The sequence below is a fragment of the Nocardia sp. CA-119907 genome, assembly GCF_050955995.1.
GTDB lineage: Bacteria > Actinomycetota > Actinomycetes > Mycobacteriales > Mycobacteriaceae > Nocardia.
The window spans coordinates 1,757,728-1,775,557 of record NZ_CP192091.1; the positions used below are offsets into that span (position 1 = coordinate 1,757,728).

The window sequence follows — 17,830 nt, forward strand, 5'->3', positions numbered from 1 at the left end:
AGACGGGCCGCGAACGTCGCTCGTAAGACTCGCTCCGTTGTGGTTGCGTAGGCGTGCCGTCGAACGATCAGCCTAACGAGCTGGCTGTGCGATAGGTCAGGCGGCGCCACCTACACAAGCGCAGAACAACTGCGCGTCGCCCTCCACGGCCTGCGCGCGAATCTCGCTGTCGGCAGCCGATATCCACGCCGCCGCACCGCGCCCCAATACCAGCGAGGTCCCACCCTGCAGCAGCCGCGCCGTCCCCGCCGTGCACAGCACGATTCCGGGACCCGCCGAGGTCAGCGGCACCTGTCCGGACCCGGCGGTCAGATCGAACCGCCGCAGCGCGAATTCCGGTGCGGGTGTCCGATAGCGCACCGACCCGTCGCCCGCCGGTTCCGGCAGTACTACCGGCAGATCGATCGGTTCGAAATCCAGCACCCGCAATAGCTCTGGCACATCGACGTGCTTGGGCGTCAGACCGCCGCGCAGCACATTGTCGGAGTTGGCCATGATCTCCACACCGAGCCCGCGCAGATACGCGTGCAGATTGCCCGCCGCCAGGAACAACCCCTGTCCCGGCTCCAAGGTCAACCGGTTGAGCAGCAGCGCGGCCAGCACCCCGGCATCGCCCGGATAGGCCTCGGCGAGTTCGAGTGCGGTGCGCGCCTCGGCGGTGAACTCGCGACTGCCCTTGACCGACAGATAGCGCACGCAGCCATCGAGCACCTGGGGCAGCAGCGTGGCCAGCACGTGCTGCGGCAGCGTGATCCAGGTCGTGAACAGGGTCCGCAGTCCGGCCGAATCGGGTTGGGCGGCAAGCAGATCCGCGTAGGAGCGCAGCCCGGGCACATCCAGTGCGCGCAGCAGTGCGACCGTGCGATGTGGATCCCGGAATCCGGCCAGCGCCTCGAACCGGTCCAGCGCCACCACCAATTCGGGCTTGTGATTCTCATCGCGGTAGTTGCGCATCGGTGAATCCAGTGGCACCCGTGCATTGTTTTCCCGCTCGAATCCGGCACGCGCCTGCGCCGAACTCGGATGCGCCTGCAGCGACAGCGGTTCCTCGGCGGCGAGGATCTTCAACAGGAACGGCAGTCGCCCGCCGAATTCCGGTGCGGCGGGGCCGAGTTCGTGCTCCGGATCGGCCGCGACCAACTCCAGCAGGGAGCGGGTGCTGTTCTCGATGCGGACATACGCCGGATCGGCGGGATGGGCGCCGAACCACAGTTCCGCCTCCGGATGCGCGGAGGGGACCGGTCGGCCGCACAACCGAGCGAGTGCGGTGCGAGAACCCCAGGCATAGGAACGCAGCGCACCAACGAGTTCGTGCACTAGTAGCGTCCCCCGTCGAGCTGGTCCGTGGCCGGGTTCGCATCGCCGCGCGCGCCGATCAGCCGCAGATAGGCCGCGGCCATCTCCAAGCGCAGCGCGAGCACCGCGAGTTGTTCGAGTTCACTGGCATGGCCGATGGTGCCGGGCAGGGGTGCGCCCGATTCATCCACCCTGGCCGGTGCGGGCGCGGTGGGATCGGTGAGCGAGGTGTGCAGCACCTCCACATCCGCGCTCACCAGATCGGCGTCGACCAGACCCGATCCGGCACCGCCGAAGACGGCCAGCCTGCGCCGCGCCGCCGCCTGATCGAGATCCGCGCTGAGCACGAAGATCCGGATCCGCTCCACCGGTGCGGGTCCGTCGAGTTCTTCGTCGTGGAACAGCGGATCGAAGTTCGGCGCGGTTTGCCCGGCGGCCTCGACCATCCGGGGATTGGCGGCGACGGCCTCGGCCAGCGCCACCGCAGTGGCCACTTTGCCCGCCGACTGCAACAGCACCTCGGCACCGTGCTCGGCCAGCTCGTTGGCGGCAGGGGAGTCCCCGGCCAGCACGATGCCGCGCTGCTGCATGCGCGCGGCCAGCGTCTTGGCCGGATTGTGGAAGACCTCGTTGTGCGGACCATCGCGCAACGCCTCGGCGTCGAGCACGTCGGCCAGTTCGGTCAGATCGGGTACGACCGCACCCGAACGGGCCGGATCGACGATGCGCAGCACCGCGATACAGGCCGCGAGGAAGCGCAGCAGACGGTTGTGGTCGAGGACCGGAATCCGTGGCACCAGCAGCGACGTACGCCCGGCCGCCGCGGCACGCAGCGGTCCTTCGTGCGGCGCGGCGACCACGACCTCGGCGCCCCGGCGCTGCGCGCGGTCGACCGCGTCGATCAGCCGGGGATCACCGGCGTCGTCGCCCGCGACGAGCACCACGTCCAACGGTCCCACCCACGGCGGAAGCGCGGCGACCGGCACCACGGGCAGGCCCGCGCGATCGCCGAGCGCGGCGACGATGAGGCTGGCGGCGCGTGCGGCCCGGCCCGCGCCGGAGACCAGCACCACGCTGCGTGGTCGCAGATCGGCGAGGCGCGCGAGCGCGTCCTCACCGACGGCTGCCGCGGTCGCGCGCACCTGCGCGCCACCGGATGCGGCGGAGCGCAGGGCGCCGCCGACATCGGCCGCCTCGAGTGAAGCGGCATCGTCGAGGTCGAGCACCGGTGTTCCAGCGATCATCGGGCGTCCCACCTCCCCTCATCGCGCAGTGTGCGGTCCCGCCCTGCTCCCACCTGGGCTGTCGACTCCGAGAGATCGACACGGGCGCCCAGGTCGGGCGAATCCATCGTCTGTGATTCCACTATTCCAGTCAGGAGCGGACGATGCTCAGGATCTCGGCATAGGGCTGAGCCGTCTACTTCCCCAGTCGTCGAATCCTGAGCATGTGATTCCATTCCGACGTAATTCCACTATCCCAGTCAGGAGCGGACGATGCTCAGGATCTCGGTTACGAGTGCGTCTACTTCCTCCGCTGACCGGGCCTCGACGTTCAGTCGCAGCAACGGTTCGGTATTCGACGCGCGCAGATTGAACCAGGCGTCATCGGCGAGCTGAACGGTGACCCCGTCCAACCGGTCCACCGAGACGGCCCGATCCCCGAATGCCTCCACCACAGCCATCGTCCGCTCCTTCGCGTCCGCCACCGTCGAGTTGATCTCGCCGGACGCCGCATACGTTTCGTACGACGACATGAGTTCCGAGATCGGCCGATCGTTCTCGCCGAGCGCGGCAAGCACGTGCAATGCCGCGAGCATGCCGGAGTCGGCGCCCCAGAAATCGCGGAAGTAGTAGTGCGCGGAGTGCTCACCGCCGAATACCGCGCCGGTGGCCGCCATCTCCTGCTTGATGAACGAGTGGCCGACCCGGGTGCGCACCGGAGTGCCGCCGAGTTCGTGCACGAGCTCGGGGACCGCGTGCGAGGTGATGAGGTTGTGGATGATGACCGCGCCGGGCTCCTTGGCCAGCTCCCGCTCGGCGACCAGTGCGGTGATCGCCGATGGCGAAATCGGGTCGCCGTTCTCGTCGACCACGAAGCAGCGGTCGGCGTCGCCGTCGAAGGCCAGGCCGATATCGGCGCCGGACTTGCGGACCAGATCCTGCAGATCGACCAGATTCTTCGGATCGAGCGGATTGGCCTCGTGGTTGGGGAACGAGCCGTCCAGTTCGAAGTAGAGCGGCACCACCTTCAGTTGTGCCACGGTGCCGAGCACCTCGGGCACGGTGTGTCCGCCCATGCCGTTGCCAGCGTCCACCGCGATCGTGAGCGGGCGAACATCATCGAGATCGACCAGCCCGCGCAGGAACTTCGCGTAGTCGGTCAGCAGCTCCAGCTTCGTGGCGCTGCCCGGCGTGCCGTCGTAGCTGGGGACACCGTTGATCACCTCGTCCTTGATGGTCGCCAGGCCGGTGTCCTGGCCAACCGGAAGCGCTTTCGCGCGGCAGAGCTTGATGCCGTTGTAGCGGGCCGGGTTGTGGCTGGCGGTGAACATCGCGCCGGGACAGTCCAGGCGACCGGAGGCGAAGTACAACTGATCGGTCGAGGCGAGGCCGATATGCACCACATCCAGGCCCTGGCCGAGTGCGCCGTCGGCGAAGGCGGCGGCGAGTTCCGGTGAGGATTCACGCATGTCGTGTCCGATGACCACGCGGGTCGCGCCCTCGGCGCGCATCAACCGCGCGAACGCGGCACCGACATCCTTGACGAATTCACCGTCGATCTGTTCACCGACGACACCGCGAACGTCATACGCCTTGATCACCGCGTTCACGAATTCGGCAGAGCGGGCCACTGTCATGGTGACCACACTAGTGGCTCCCACCGACGCCGCTGACACGGTCCCGCCCCGACCTCAGTTGGGCGGGTCCGGCAGGACTCGAAGGTGCCCGCGGCGGCCGGTGCGGGTGGCCCGCGGCGGAGGCGGAGCGTAGTCGGAGTAGCCACGCTGGTCGTGCTCCGGGGGACGGCGGCGCAATCCGGCCTCGCGGACCGCTTCGGCCAATGCCGTCAGATCGTCGTCATCCGGTGTGGTGGAAGAGAATCCGCCCTCGTGGCGCACCATCTCCCAACCCTTTGGCGCGGTGATGCGGGAAGCATGTGTTTCACACAGATCCCAGGAATGCGGTTCGGCCACCGTTGCCAGTGGCCCGACCACCGCGGTCGAATCGGAGTAGACGTAGGTGAGCGTCGCAACAGCGGGATTCTTGCAACCTGGTCGGCAGCAACGACGCATGGGGATCACGCCGATGAGAGTAACCCCCTCGACGCCGCGATGTGCTCAGACACGCTAAGGATTCGGCGTTTTCGGGCGCGAGTTCTCGGCGTGGTTACGCGCCCTCGGGATCGATGATGTCCGGATCGACGCCGAGATAGGTGGCGATCTGCTGGACGAGCACCTCGCGCAGGAGGTCGACGAGATCGTCCGGATCGCCCGCGCGCAATTCGAGTGGCTTGCGGAACAACACGATTCGGGCCCGGGTGGCCACGCCGTGCCGGTCCACACCGGCCGGTATGAGCCGCGACAGTGGCACCGGTCCGTCGGCCACCACCTCATCCGGCCAGGTGACCGAATCTGGGTGCAGCGGACGGATTTTCGGCACATCGTCGACCGCGATATCGAGTTTGGTCAGCCGATCGTGCCAGCGGGTGTCCAGCGGTGCGAAGGCCTCGAGGACCAGTCGGTCGAACTGCTGCCCCCTGGTGCGCCACGCGGGCACGGTCGGTGGGAGCATCGGCCCGCGCACCCCGCGCCCACGGCGGATCACCGAACGTGCGGTCGGTGGACGACGGTTGCGTGAACGGGCCATGATTAAAACTTAGGCCAATTCGCCGCCCCGCACCTTCGCCGCCCCACTGGCGCGTCGGCGGCGGACGGTGCGGTACGGGGTTCGACGTCTGGGCGTGTCCCGGAGTCACCCATGCGCCAGCGAAGCAGCTGTCGGGTCGACGACGCGCTGTACTCGCGGGCAACTCCGGGGCATGCCCCAGGTCTCTAGCCGATGCCGCGCTTCAGGCGGCGCCGCTCCCGTTCGGAGAGGCCGCCCCAGATGCCGAAGCGTTCATCGTGTGCGAGTGCGTATTCCAGGCACTCGTCGCGTACCTCACAGCCCATGCAGATCCGTTTGGCCTCACGGGTCGAGCCGCCCTTCTCGGGGAAGAACGCCTCCGGATCGGTCTGTGCGCACAGGGCACGTTCCTGCCACTGCTCCTCGATGGATTCGAACATCTCATCGAAGCCCGTCACGACCACACTGAGCCGGGGTGCTGTCACTCCGTCGGTCATCTCGGGCTCGATCCGATCCGGTTCGATCCGACCGATCTCTGCGCAGACGCCACGTGCTGCGCCTGCTGTGGAATCGGTTTGCGATACGCCGCCCGGCATGCCCGAAGGGGCCAGCTCATTGGCCATCGCTCCGCCTCCTCACTGTGTGTTAGCGCAGATTGATTCTTTCCGTCGGACCAACACGCACACCGACGGCCGTACCCCGCGACGTTGTCCCGCGGACATCCCCGAGCTTGCCACCCCGGTGCGAACACCTGTTCGAAAAGCCGTCCGCGCCTTGAACTCTCGCGCGAACCCGAAATGACATGACTGTGATTAGACACGCCGGACGTGTCGATGGTCAAGCCGCCGTCGCAATTCCGTTACTATCCGCAACCGCATTCCATAGCTGATCTTGAACGCGGAATAGCAAATAAGCAGCAAATACGGGATGAACCGCGGCCGCTCCGGCAGCGCATAGGCTGTGTCGATGTGACTCCACAACAAGCGGACACCGCACCCGCCAGTGGCCCCAAGATCGCCGTCCTGGTGGGCGGGGTCGGCGGCGCGCGCTTCCTTCAGGGCGTCCGGGAACTGCTGCCCGATGCGGACGTTTCCGCCATCGTCAATGTCGGTGACGACGTCTGGATGCACGGCCTCCGGATCTGCCCCGACCTCGATACCTGCATGTACACCCTCGGCGGTGGCATCGATACCGAACGCGGCTGGGGCCGGGTCGCGGAAACCTGGCATGCCAAGGAAGAACTCGCCAAATATCACGCCCAGCCGGATTGGTTCGGTTTGGGGGACCGCGATATCGCCACACACTTGGTTCGGACCGAAATGTTGCGCGCCGGATACCCGCTCTCCGCGGTCACCGAGGCGTTGTGCAACCGGTGGCAGCCGGGCGTAAAACTCATCCCGGCAACCGACGATCGCTGCGAAACCCACGTTGTTGTCAGTGACCCCGACAACCCTGGCGAACGCCGCGCGATCCATTTCCAGGAGTGGTGGGTTCGCTACCGCGCGGACATCGAGACGCACGGATTCGCCACAATTGGGGCAGATGAGGCCAAACCGGCCCCAAATGTGACGCAGATCATAGCGGAGGCCGACGCCGTGCTGCTGGCCCCGTCCAACCCGGTGGTGAGCATCGGCGCCATCCTCGCGGTTCCCGGTATTCGCGGTGCGCTGCGCACCACCGAGGCCAAGGTGATCGGCATCTCCGGCGTGATCGACGGGAAGCCGTTGCGCGGCATGGCCGATGAATGCCTCTCGGTGATCGGCGTCGAGACCACCGCCGAGGCGATCGGGCGCTACTATGGCGCGCGCTCGGCCACCGGCATCCTGGACGGGTGGCTGATCCACACCACCGATACCGCGGATGTGCCCGGTGTGGAGGTGCGCAGCGTGCCACTGCTGATGACCGATCCTCCGACCACCGCTGAAATGGTCCGGGAGGCATTGGATCTGGCGGGAGTCAAGCCGTGAGTCAGGAAGGTGACGGTATGACCGAGCGGACCGTCGACGCGAACGGACCGGTCGACCACGCGGCGGGGGAGTTGCGCATCCTGCCGATCGCCGGACTGCCGGAGTTCCGGCCGGGTGATGACATCGGCGAGCACATCGCCGCCTGCGCGCCATGGCTCGCCGATGGCGACATCCTGGTCGTCACGAGCAAGATCGTCGCCAAGGCGGAGGGGCGCATCGTCGAGGCGCCGCTGGATCCCGAGGAGCGCGACAGCGCCCGGCGCGCGCTGGTCGAACAGGAGGCGGTGCGCGTGCTCGCGCGCAAGGGCCGCACACTGATCACCGAGAACAAGCTCGGCATCGTGCAGGCCGCCTCCGGGGTGGACGGATCCAATGTCGAGCAGGGTGAACTCGTCCTGCTGCCCGCCGATCCGGACGGGAGCGCCAAGGCGCTGCGGACAGCGCTGTCGGAGCGGCTCGGCGTGCGGGTCGCGGTGCTCATCACCGACACCATGGGCCGGGCCTGGCGCAATGGCCAGACCGATACCGCCATCGGCGCATCGGGTCTGCGGGTGCTGCACGACTACGCGGGCGCGGTCGACGGACAGGGCAATGAACTGCACGTCACCCAGGTCGCGGTGGCCGACGAGCTGGCCGCCGCCGCGGATCTGGTGAAGGGCAAACTCGGCGGCGTCCCGGTCGCGGTGGTGCGCGGACTGCCGGTCACCGATGACGGATCCTCCGCCGCGGACCTGTTGCGCGGCGGCATCGATGACCTGTTCTGGCTCGGTACGGCCGAGGCGATCGAGCGGGGGCGCGCCGAGGCGCTGCTGCTGCGCCGTTCGGTCCGGCAATTCGCCGACACCCCGGTCGATCCGGAAAGCATCCGCGCCGCGGTCGCCAAGGCGCTCACCGCGCCGGCGCCGCATCACACCCGCCCGGTGCGCTTCGTCTGGGTCCGCAAGCCCGGACTGCGCGTCCAACTGCTGGAGGCCATGGCCGAGCGGTGGCGGGCCGATCTGACCGCCGACGGGCTCGACCCGGAGCGGGTGGAACGCCGAATCGCGCGCGGCCGAATCCTTTTCGACGCACCCGAGGTGATCATCCCGTTCTGCGTGCCCGACGGTGCGCACGACTATCCGGATGAGCGTCGGCGCGGTAATGAACGGACCATGTTCACCGTCGCGGTGGGCGCGGCCGTGCAGGGGCTGCTCGTCGCGCTGGCCACCGAGGGCATCGGCAGCTGCTGGATCGGGTCGACCATCTTCGCCCCGGAAATCACCCGCGACGTGCTCGGCCTCGCCGACGACTGGAATCCCCTCGGCGCCATCGCCATCGGTCATCCCGTGGAGGAACTGACCCCCCGCCCGGTCTTCGGCCCCGGCCCCGGTCTGGTCGAGCTGTGAGCGTTCGGGAATTCGCTCTCGGAGTGGACGAGTGAGCGCCAGTTCGCTACACGCCTCGGCGACGGCGCTGCTCGAATCGTGGCGGCCCGCGACGGGCACCGACGCATCGCTGCGGGAGGCGATGCTGGCATTCCTCGGATCCGCGCCGCGCGGATGTCTGCGTGAGCACGCACCCGGTCACATCACCGCCTCGGCCGTGGTCTTCTCCCATGACGAACGCGAGGTCCTGCTGACCCTGCATCCGCGCGTCGGCCGCTGGATCCAACTCGGCGGGCACTGCGAGGAAGGGGATGAGACGGTGGCCGCCGCCGCGCTGCGCGAGGCCACCGAGGAGTCCGGTATGACGGGCCTGCGCATGGATCCGGAACTGTACGGCGCGCAAGCGCATCCGATCACTTGCTCGCTCGGCCGCCCGACCAGGCACCTCGATCTGCTGTTCCGCGTCGTGGCACCGGCCGGCGCCGTCCCGATCCGCAGCCACGAGTCCACCGACCTGCGCTGGTGGCCGGTCGACGCGCTGCCCGACAACGCCGACGTCCTGCTGCGCTGAGCGGCCGAACCGCTCTAGATACCGCACCCGATCGCCGCGTGATCCCGCCTTCGCCGGGGTGACGTGGCGATTGTCGTATCGGGCGTGCCGCGCTCGCGCGATGTCCGGTTTGCCGTATCCGCCAGTCTTTACAAATTGTCCGATTTGTCTAGACGAGAGACAGATTGATCTCTATTGTAAATCTTAAGTGGTACTGCACATCACATGTGATGTGCCGCTTTGATGAGGAGACAACGATGTCCACGGAAACTCATGCGTCCGGCCCTCGGGTCGAGGCAACCGACTGGCGCGACCGCAAGCGCTATCTGTGGCTGTGGGGGCTGTTCGCGCCGACCGGCCTCTTCACCATCGGCCTGCCGCTGATCTGGGCGTTCAATGAATTCGGCTGGCACGGACTGGCCCAGGTGCCGTTCTGGCTGGGCCCGGTGCTGGTCTATGTGGTGATCCCGCTGGCCGATATCTTCTTCGGCCCGGACGGTGACAATCCGCCCGATGAGGTCATGGAGTACCTGGAGAACGACAAGTACTACCGCTACCTCACCTACCTCTACCTGCCGTTCCAGTACGCGACGCTGCTCATGGGCGCCTACCTGATCACGGCGGACAACCTCAGCTGGCTCGGCATCGACGGCGGACTGCACATTGTCGACAAGATCGGCCTGGCCATCACCGTCGGCATGATCGGCGGTATCGGCATCAATACCGCGCACGAACTCGGCCACAAGAAGGTCGATCTGGAGCGCTGGCTGTCGCGGATCGCCCTGGCCCAGTCGTTCTACGGCCACTTCTACATCGAGCACAACCGCGGCCATCACGTGCGCGTCGCGACGCCGGAGGATCCGGCGAGTTCCCGGGTGGGCGAAACATTCTGGGCCTTCTGGCCGCGCACGGTCTGGGGCAGCCTGATCTCATCGTGGCGCCTGGAGCGGACCCGGCTCGAGCGCCTCGGCAAGAAGCCGTGGAGCCTGCAGAACGAAGTTGTCAGCGCCTGGCTGATGTCGGTGGCGCTGTACGCGGTGCTGCTCGCGGTATTCGGAATCGGCCTGCTGCCGTATCTGATCCTGCAGGCGATCGTCGGCTTCAGCCTGCTGGAGGCGGTGAACTATCTGGAGCATTACGGCCTGGTCCGCCAGCGCACCGCATCCGGCCGGTACGAGCGGCCCGCCCCGGTGCACAGCTGGAACAGCGACCACATCGTCACCAATATCTTCCTGTACCACCTGCAGCGGCACAGCGATCATCACGCGTACCCGACCCGGCGCTACCAGACGCTGCGCAGTTGGGACGGTGCGCCGAATCTGCCGAGCGGCTACGCCAGCATGATCCTGCTCGCCTACTTCCCGCCGCTGTGGCGGCGCGTGATGGACAAGCGGGTGATCGCGCACTATGGCGGCGACATCACCCGTGCCAATATCCATCCGGGCAAGCGGGACAAGGTGATCGCGCGCTACGGTACGCCCGGCGCGGAGGCGTGATCATGAGCAGATTTCGTTGCCCCGTCTGCGATTACGTCTACGACGAGCTGAAAGGCGCACCGCACGAAGGGTTTCCGGCGGGCACAGCATGGGAAACGGTTCCCGATGACTGGTGCTGCCCCGATTGCGGTGTGCGCGAGAAGATCGACTTCGAACCCTTGGGAGTTCCGAAATGACCGAATACAAGCTGTTCCAATGCATCCAGTGCGGTTTCGAGTACGACGAGGCCAAGGGCTGGCCGGAGGACGGAATCGAGCCGGGCACCCGCTGGGACGATATTCCGGACGACTGGACCTGTCCGGACTGCGGTGCGGCCAAGGCCGACTTCTACATGGTCGAGATCGAACGGTCGTGAATTTTGACTGCGGCAACCACCCGTGACAACCTCGCGGGTATGCCGCGCACCGGACCGAGGGTTTCCTATCAGGAGGCGGCGCGGGAACTCCTGCGCACCTCTGTCCTGGATTCGATGCGCGAGCTGCTGACCGAACGGGACTGGTCGAAGATCACCCTGGGCGATGTGGCCACCAGGGCCGGGGTCAGCAGACAGACCCTCTACAACGAATTCGGTTCGCGCGCCGGGCTGGCGCAGTCCTACGCGCTGCGCCTTGCCGACGATCTGGTCGATCATGTCGGCTCCGCGATCGACGGCAATATTCACGATCCGCGCGCCGCATTCGAGGAGGGCCTGCGTGATTTCTTCGAGGCGGCCGCCGCCGATCCGCTGGTGCGGTCGCTGGTCGCCGGTGAGGTGAAGCTGGATCTGTTGCGGCTCATCACCCTTGATGCCGAGCCGTTGCTCGAACATGCCACCGCACGGCTGTCCATCGCCTTCCAGCACAGCTGGGTGCAGGCGACGGCCACCGAATCCGATGTGCTGGCCCAGGCTTTGGTGCGGATCGCGCTGAGCTATATCCCGACGCCGCCCGCGCCCGGGCGCAATGCGCCCGCCGAATTGAGTGCCGTTTTCAGTCCGTACGTCGAGGCGATTCTGGCGTCGCAAGAACAGCGCTGACCCCACTCGTGGGAAATTGACTGTTTGCGGTGGGTGTGCCGTGAGCGCGGTCGCATGTGAAGGTGCTTAAAAACCAACCGGCAGGGATGTAACTGCTGACATCTTTCGACGGCGAGCCGCTGTGTAACGGTCGTAAAGTCTGTATGTATTGTCATGCGTCGGAGTTAGGGTACTTATTTAGCGGGGCAAACGTGCAAACGGCGGGCAAACCGGCGGGGTCTCCCGACCCTAAACGCCACCTGTGGGTCCTCGGACTGGTCGCTCCTGCGATCGCATTGTTGCCATCACAGCTGGTCTTGCATACCGGTGCGCCGGTCTTCTGGTGGATCGGGCCGATCATCGTGCTGATCGTCATCCCCGTGCTGGACTGGGCCGTCGGTGTGGACGGCACCAATCCGCGCGACGAGGATTACGAGTTGCTGTCCAACGACCGGTACTACCGCTGGTGCACCTACCTGTTCCTGCCGGTCCAGTTGATCGGCCTACTCATCGCCAGCTATATGTGGGCGGGCGAGGACTTGACCGTACTCGACAAGCTCGGGCTCGCGGCGACTCTCGGGTTCGTCAGCGGTATCGGCATCAACGCGGCGCACGAACTCGGGCATCGGGTCGAACATCTGGAGCGCTGGCTGGCCAAGATCTCGCTCGCGCAGTCCGGATACGGACACTTCTTCGTCGAGCACAACCGCGGTCATCACGCGCGGGTGGCGACGCCGGAGGATCCGGCCAGCGCCAGGCTGGGCGAATCGCTCTGGGAGTTCTTGCCGCGCAGCATTTCCGGCGGATACCGCTCTGCCATCCGGCTCGAACGCGAGCGCCTCACCCGCAAGGGCAAACGCTGGTTCAGTCTGGACAACCACATCCTGCAGGCGTGGGCGATGAGCGTGGTGCTGTTCGGCACGCTGCTGGCGGTCTTCGGCTGGCGCGTGCTGCCGTATCTGGCACTGCAGGCGGTGATCGGCGTCATGCTGCTGGAGACGGTGAACTACATCGAGCACTACGGACTGCTGCGGGCGCGCCGCCCCAATGGCCTCTACGTGCGCTGCTCGCCGCGAGACAGCTGGAACAGTGACCACCTGGTCACCAATATCTTCCTGTTCCACCTGCAGCGGCACAGCGACCACCACGCCAATCCTGGGCGCCGCTATCAGACCCTGCGCAGTTCGATGCAGGCGCCGCAGCTGCCCGCGGGATACCTGTCCATGATCGTGTTCGCGGCCATCCCGCCGCTCTGGCGCGCCATCATGGATCACCGCGTGCTGGCCCATTACGGCGGCGACGTCACCCTGGCGAATATTCAGCCGCGCAAGCGCCGCCGGATCCTGACGACATACGGCGTGACCGCGTAGTTCCCCTGGTCCGGCAGCGGCTAGCCTTAGGTCGGTACTGACGAACCAGGAGAGGCTGATAGAGGCAGATGACGACCTCAGAACTTCCCGCACGCACGTCCCTGACCGCCGATGTCCGCAACGGCATCGATTACAAGGTGGCGGACCTGTCGCTGGCCGACTTCGGCCGCAAGGAGATCCGCCTCGCCGAACACGAGATGCCCGGCTTGATGGCACTGCGTCGCGAGTACGCGGAGGTGCTGCCGCTCAAGGGTGCCCGCATCTCCGGTTCGCTGCACATGACCATCCAGACCGCGGTGCTGATCGAGACCCTGACCGCGCTCGGCGCCGAGGTCCGGTGGGCCTCGTGCAACATTTTCTCCACCCAGGACCACGCCGCGGCGGCCGTCGTCGTCGGCCCGCACGGCACCGTGGACGAGCCCAAGGGCACCCCGGTCTTCGCCTGGAAGGGCGAGACCCTGGAGGAGTACTGGTGGGCCGCCGAGCAGATGCTGACCTGGCCGGGTGAGCCCGCGAATATGATCCTCGACGACGGCGGTGACGCCACCATGCTCGTGCTGCGCGGCGCGCAGTTCGAGAAGGCGGGTGTGGTGCCGCCGGAGGACGAGGACCACTCGACCGAGTTCAAGGTCTTCCTGAACCTGCTGCGTGAGCGCTTCGACACCGATAAGACCAAGTGGGGCAAGATCGCCGAATCGGTGCAGGGCGTCACCGAGGAGACCACCACCGGCGTACTGCGGCTGTATCAGTTCGCGGCGGCGGGTGAGCTGGTGTTCCCGGCGATCAATGTCAACGACTCGGTCACCAAGTCCAAGTTCGACAACAAGTACGGCACCCGCCATTCGCTCATCGACGGCATCAACCGTGGCACCGATGTGCTGATCGGTGGCAAGAAGATATTGATCTGCGGCTATGGCGATGTCGGCAAGGGCTGCGCGGAATCGCTTGCGGGACAGGGTGCCCGGGTGCAGGTCACCGAGATCGATCCGATCAACGCGTTGCAGGCGCTGATGGACGGCTACGACGTTGTCACCGTCGAGCAGGCGATCGGCCAGGCCGATATCGTCATCACCTCGACCGGCAATAAGGACATCATCACCCTCGACCACATGAAGGCGATGAAGGACCAGGCCATCCTCGGCAATATCGGTCACTTCGACAACGAGATCGATATGGCGGCGCTGGAGCGTTCCGGCGCAACGAAATTGAATATCAAGCCGCAGGTCGACCTGTGGACCTTCAAGGAGTCCGGCAAGTCGATCATCGTACTGTCCGAGGGGCGGCTGCTGAATCTCGGCAATGCGACCGGACATCCGTCGTTCGTGATGTCGAACAGCTTCTCCAACCAGGTGATCGCCCAGATCGAGCTGTGGACCAAGCCGGACGAATACGATAACGAGGTCTACCGTCTGCCCAAGCATCTGGACGAGAAGGTCGCGCGTATCCACGTCGAGGCGCTGGGCGGCACGCTGACCAAGCTCACCAAGGATCAGGCCGAGTACATCGGCGTCGATGTCGAGGGCCCGTACAAGCCCGACCACTACCGCTACTGAGTAGGGTTACCCGTCGGCCCGATATGGGCCGACGGGCCGAGGCGGCAACTGATTTGGCGGAGGATTCGTGCTGATTGCGGTGGAGGGTCTCGACGGCGCCGGGAAGCGGACGCTGATCGATGGCGTTGCCGCGGAGCTGCGCGCGAAGGGCCTGCGCGTGGAAACGCTCGCCTTTCCACGTTACGAGCGGTCGATCCACGCGGATCTCGCGGCCGAGGCATTGCGTGGTGGCCACGGCGATCTCGCCGATTCGGTACACGGGATGGCGCTGATGTTCGCGCTGGATCGGGCGGACGCCCGTGATGAGTTGTCGAAGCTGTTGGCCGACAATGACATCGTGATCCTGGACCGCTACGTGGCCTCCAACGCCGCCTATTCGGCCGCCCGCATGCAGCAGTCGGCCGACGGTGAAATCGTCCGTTGGGTGGGCGAATTGGAGTTCGGTCGCTTGGATTTGCCGGTGCCGACGCTGCAGCTGTTGCTGGACGTGCCGACCGAGGTCGCGGCCGAGCGTGCCCGGCTGCGTGGCGAACTCGATCGGACCCGTGCCCTCGATGCCTACGAGCGCGACGGCGGTCTGCAGCGGCGTACCGGCGAGGTGTACCGTGAGCTGGCCGAACGGGACTGGTACGGGCCGTGGTGGAGATACCGATCCGGTGACGATCCGGCGACGCTGGCTGCCCGAGTGGCCGAAATTGTTGCCGGATAAGGTTGGATGTGCGGCGGGATTGCACCAGTGTTGGCGTGGCGGCCCGTTCCGAGCCCGAGAGATGACAACATAGTAGTTATGAAGCCGAAGATTCTGGTCGTCGACGACGATATGGCACTCGCTGAGATGCTCACGATCGTCTTGCGCGGGGAAGGGTTCGACCCGCATGTGGTCGGCGACGGCACGCAGGCGCTGGCGGCGGTTCGTGAGCTCCGCCCCGATCTGGTGCTGCTGGACCTGATGCTGCCCGGCATGAACGGCATCGATGTATGCCGGGTGCTGCGGGCCGACTCGGGAGTTCCGATCGTCATGCTGACGGCGAAGACCGATACGGTCGACGTCGTGCTCGGTCTGGAGTCCGGGGCCGACGATTACATCGTCAAGCCCTTCAAACCGAAGGAGCTCGTCGCCCGCGTGCGTGCCCGCCTGCGCCGCACCGAGGAGGAGCCCGCCGAACTGCTCTCCATCGCCGATATCGTCATCGATGTGCCCGCACACAAGGTGACCCGCGGTGGCGCGCAGATCTCACTGACGCCGCTCGAGTTCGATCTGCTCGTCGCGCTGGCCCGCAAGCCGCGCCAGGTCTTCACCCGTGAGGTGCTGCTCGAGCAGGTCTGGGGCTACCGGCACGCCGCCGATACCCGTCTGGTGAACGTCCACGTGCAGCGGCTGCGGGCGAAGGTCGAGAAGGATCCCGAGAATCCGGAGATCGTGCTGACCGTCCGCGGCGTCGGTTACAAGGCCGGACCCCCGTGATCGGAGGCGACGCGGATCGTTCGACCGCCTCGCCCACGGTGGTGCAGCGTATCGAACGATCCCTCGCGCCGGTGGTGGCCTGGCTCAAGGAAGTCGGCAGCGCACTCGGCCATGTATGGCGGCGTTCGCTGCAATTGCGCGTCATCGTGTCCACACTCACCCTGTCGCTGATCGTCATCACGATCCTCGGCGTGGTGCTGACCAGTCAGATCACCGACAGGCTGATCGACGCGAAGATCAACGGCGCGGTCGAGGAGATGGATCGTGCCCGCAATACGGTGGAGAGCCAGCTGGCCGGTGTGCACGATATCGGCACCCAGCAGCAGCGTCTCATCGATGCGCGCAATGCGCTGTCCAACCGCGGCGGGACCGGTCAATCCACCGGGGTCGCAGGCAGTTTCGACTCGGCGCTGAGTCTGGTCGGCGGTACTCCGCAGCAGCTGATCTCGACCGGGCCGATCCAGGAGGTGCCCGAGGAGTTGCGCCGATTCGTCGCGCGCAACCAGGTCAGCTACCAGTTCGCCACGGTCTCGGATCCGGACGGCTATCACGGCCGGTCGCTGATCATCGGCAGCCCGAGCGCGGAGATTCCGACGCTGCAGATCTATCTGATCTTCCCGCTGGCCAACGAGGAGCGCAGCCTCTCGCTGATGCGCGGCACCATGATGATCGGTGGCGTCGTACTACTGGTGCTGCTGGCCGCGATCACGGCGCTGGTCACCCGGCAGGTGGTGCTGCCGATCCGCTCGGCCGCCCGGATCGCCGGCCGCTTCGCCGACGGCAGGCTCAAGGAACGCATGCTGGTGCGCGGCGAGGACGATATGGCGCGGCTGGCCCAAGCCTTCAATGAAATGGCCGAAAGTCTGTCCAACCAGATCAGCGAGTTGGCGGAGTTCGGAAATCTGCAGCGCCGCTTCACCTCCGATGTCAGCCATGAACTGCGGACCCCGCTGACCACCGTCCGCATGGCCGCGGACCTCATCCACGGCAGCAGCGACGATCTGGATCCGGCCCTGGCGCGCAGCTCCGAACTGCTGGTCACCGAACTCGACCGGTTCGAGGGGCTGCTCAACGATCTGCTCGAGATCAGTCGCCACGATGCCGGTGTGGCCGAATTGCAGGTCGAATCGCTCGACGTGCGGATGTGCGCGCGGGCCGCGATCTCCACCGTGCGGCATCTGGCCAAGGAGTCCGGTGTCGAGGTCGTCATCGATATGCCGGAGGAGCCGCTGGTCGCCGAGGTCGACCCGCGCCGGGTGGAACGGGTGCTGCGCAATCTGCTCGCCAATGCGATCGACCACAGCGAGGGCAAGCCGGTGCTGATTCGGATGCGTGGCGATGTCGAGGCCAATGCGGTCGCGGTGATCGTGCGCGACCAGGGTGTCGGTCTGCGGCCCGGTGAGGAGAAGCTGGTCTTCAACCGGTTCTGGCGCTCGGACCCATCCCGGATGCGGCGTTCCGGCGGCACCGGACTCGGTCTGTCGATCAGCGTCGAGGATGCGAATCTGCACGAGGGCAAGCTCGAGGCATGGGGCGAGATCGGCATCGGCGCGAGCTTCCGGCTGACCCTGCCGCTGGTGCGCGGGAAGAAGATGGGCGCGAGCCCGCTGCCGCTGGAACCGGTGCTGCGCAAGGCATTGCCCGCGCCGCGAGTCGATCCCGAACCGGTCGATCCGCAACCGGCCACCGAGGGCAACGTCACGGACCTGGCTTCGGTGATCCGAGTCGAGACGAACGGGGCCGACGCGACCCCGACCGCCGCCCCGGATTCGACGGACACCGATTCGGAATCGAACGGTGTCGCGCCGAGCGCCAGCAGTGGCGTGGGATCAGTGCCCGATACGGCCACCTCCGACGGCGACAGCGCCGAACCGCGGCAGGCCGGGCACAGCGTGCCCGGTGACGGCGGAGACGTACAGTCATGAGG

At 66.4% G+C, this 17,830-nt stretch carries 18 protein-coding genes; 12 read left to right on the plus strand and 6 right to left on the minus strand.

The genetic code is table 11. The features are described from left to right. Positions 1-96 precede the first annotated feature (96 nt). The 6 genes from manA to ACQP2D_RS08080 all read right to left on the minus strand — a co-directional run bounded on the left by manA (position 97) and on the right by ACQP2D_RS08080 (position 5,584). Positions 97-1,317, minus strand: a complete 1,221-nt coding sequence (gene manA / locus ACQP2D_RS08055; protein ID WP_433683080.1) for a mannose-6-phosphate isomerase, class I — start codon at positions 1,315-1,317, stop codon at positions 97-99. Then, the gene (locus tag ACQP2D_RS08060) at positions 1,317-2,540 is read right to left on the minus strand and encodes a tobH protein (RefSeq protein ID WP_433683081.1); all 1,224 of its coding nucleotides are present in this window, start codon (positions 2,538-2,540) and stop codon (positions 1,317-1,319) included. Before ACQP2D_RS08060 ends, manA begins: the two co-directional genes overlap by 1 nt. A gap of 239 nt (positions 2,541-2,779) precedes the next feature. Then, positions 2,780-4,150 (minus strand): phosphomannomutase/phosphoglucomutase, encoded by a 1,371-nt coding sequence (locus tag ACQP2D_RS08065; protein WP_433685577.1) that lies wholly within the window; start codon positions 4,148-4,150, stop codon positions 2,780-2,782. A gap of 60 nt (positions 4,151-4,210) precedes the next feature. Continuing rightward, positions 4,211-4,591 carry a DUF3499 domain-containing protein gene (locus ACQP2D_RS08070; protein ID WP_433685578.1) on the minus strand — a complete coding sequence of 127 codons (381 nt, stop codon included), beginning with the start codon at positions 4,589-4,591 and terminating at the stop codon, positions 4,211-4,213. A 94-nt stretch (positions 4,592-4,685) separates the two neighbouring features. Then, positions 4,686-5,165 carry a metallopeptidase family protein gene (locus ACQP2D_RS08075; protein ID WP_354959585.1) on the minus strand — a complete coding sequence of 160 codons (480 nt, stop codon included), beginning with the start codon at positions 5,163-5,165 and terminating at the stop codon, positions 4,686-4,688. Between the two features lie 185 nt (positions 5,166-5,350). Then, positions 5,351-5,584 carry a WhiB family transcriptional regulator gene (locus ACQP2D_RS08080; RefSeq protein WP_029901515.1) on the minus strand — a complete coding sequence of 78 codons (234 nt, stop codon included), beginning with the start codon at positions 5,582-5,584 and terminating at the stop codon, positions 5,351-5,353. Positions 5,585-6,112: 528 nt separating this feature from the next. Here ACQP2D_RS08080 and cofD point away from each other — a divergent pair. From cofD to mtrB, 12 genes are all read left to right on the plus strand, one after another. Continuing rightward, a complete protein-coding gene (gene cofD / locus ACQP2D_RS08085) occupies positions 6,113-7,111 on the plus strand; it encodes a 2-phospho-L-lactate transferase (protein ID WP_355176996.1) in 999 nt (332 codons plus the stop codon). A 17-nt stretch (positions 7,112-7,128) separates the two neighbouring features. Next, positions 7,129-8,496 (plus strand): coenzyme F420-0:L-glutamate ligase, encoded by a 1,368-nt coding sequence (locus tag ACQP2D_RS08090; protein ID WP_433683082.1) that lies wholly within the window; start codon positions 7,129-7,131, stop codon positions 8,494-8,496. Positions 8,497-8,527: 31 nt separating this feature from the next. Further along, a complete protein-coding gene (locus ACQP2D_RS08095; protein WP_433683083.1) occupies positions 8,528-9,046 on the plus strand; it encodes an NUDIX hydrolase in 519 nt (172 codons plus the stop codon). Positions 9,047-9,282: 236 nt separating this feature from the next. After that, complete coding sequence (locus ACQP2D_RS08100; protein WP_433683084.1) at positions 9,283-10,521, plus strand: alkane 1-monooxygenase; 1,239 nt, start codon at positions 9,283-9,285, stop codon at positions 10,519-10,521. Between the two features lie 2 nt (positions 10,522-10,523). Beyond that, the gene (locus ACQP2D_RS08105) at positions 10,524-10,697 is read left to right on the plus strand and encodes a rubredoxin (protein ID WP_433683085.1); all 174 of its coding nucleotides are present in this window, start codon (positions 10,524-10,526) and stop codon (positions 10,695-10,697) included. Then, positions 10,694-10,876, plus strand: coding sequence for a rubredoxin (locus ACQP2D_RS08110; RefSeq protein WP_063047281.1), 183 nt, complete (start codon positions 10,694-10,696; stop codon positions 10,874-10,876). The genes ACQP2D_RS08105 and ACQP2D_RS08110 overlap by 4 nt, the downstream gene beginning before the upstream one ends. 39 nt (positions 10,877-10,915) lie before the next feature. Beyond that, positions 10,916-11,536: a TetR/AcrR family transcriptional regulator gene (locus ACQP2D_RS08115; protein WP_433685579.1), complete on the plus strand. Its 621-nt coding sequence runs from the start codon at positions 10,916-10,918 to the stop codon at positions 11,534-11,536. 278 nt (positions 11,537-11,814) lie between these two features. Next, positions 11,815-12,885, plus strand: a complete 1,071-nt coding sequence (locus ACQP2D_RS08120; protein ID WP_433683086.1) for an alkane 1-monooxygenase — start codon at positions 11,815-11,817, stop codon at positions 12,883-12,885. 68 nt (positions 12,886-12,953) lie between these two features. Then, positions 12,954-14,438: an adenosylhomocysteinase gene (gene ahcY, locus ACQP2D_RS08125; RefSeq protein ID WP_433683087.1), complete on the plus strand. Its 1,485-nt coding sequence runs from the start codon at positions 12,954-12,956 to the stop codon at positions 14,436-14,438. Between the two features lie 67 nt (positions 14,439-14,505). Further along, positions 14,506-15,147, plus strand: a complete 642-nt coding sequence (locus tag ACQP2D_RS08130; RefSeq protein WP_433683088.1) for a dTMP kinase — start codon at positions 14,506-14,508, stop codon at positions 15,145-15,147. 78 nt (positions 15,148-15,225) lie between these two features. Beyond that, complete coding sequence (gene mtrA / locus ACQP2D_RS08135; RefSeq protein WP_433200345.1) at positions 15,226-15,903, plus strand: MtrAB system response regulator MtrA; 678 nt, start codon at positions 15,226-15,228, stop codon at positions 15,901-15,903. Between the two features lie 74 nt (positions 15,904-15,977). After that, positions 15,978-17,828 carry an MtrAB system histidine kinase MtrB gene (gene mtrB, locus ACQP2D_RS08140; protein WP_433685580.1) on the plus strand — a complete coding sequence of 617 codons (1,851 nt, stop codon included), beginning with the start codon at positions 15,978-15,980 and terminating at the stop codon, positions 17,826-17,828. The last annotated feature ends 2 nt before the right edge of the window (positions 17,829-17,830 follow it).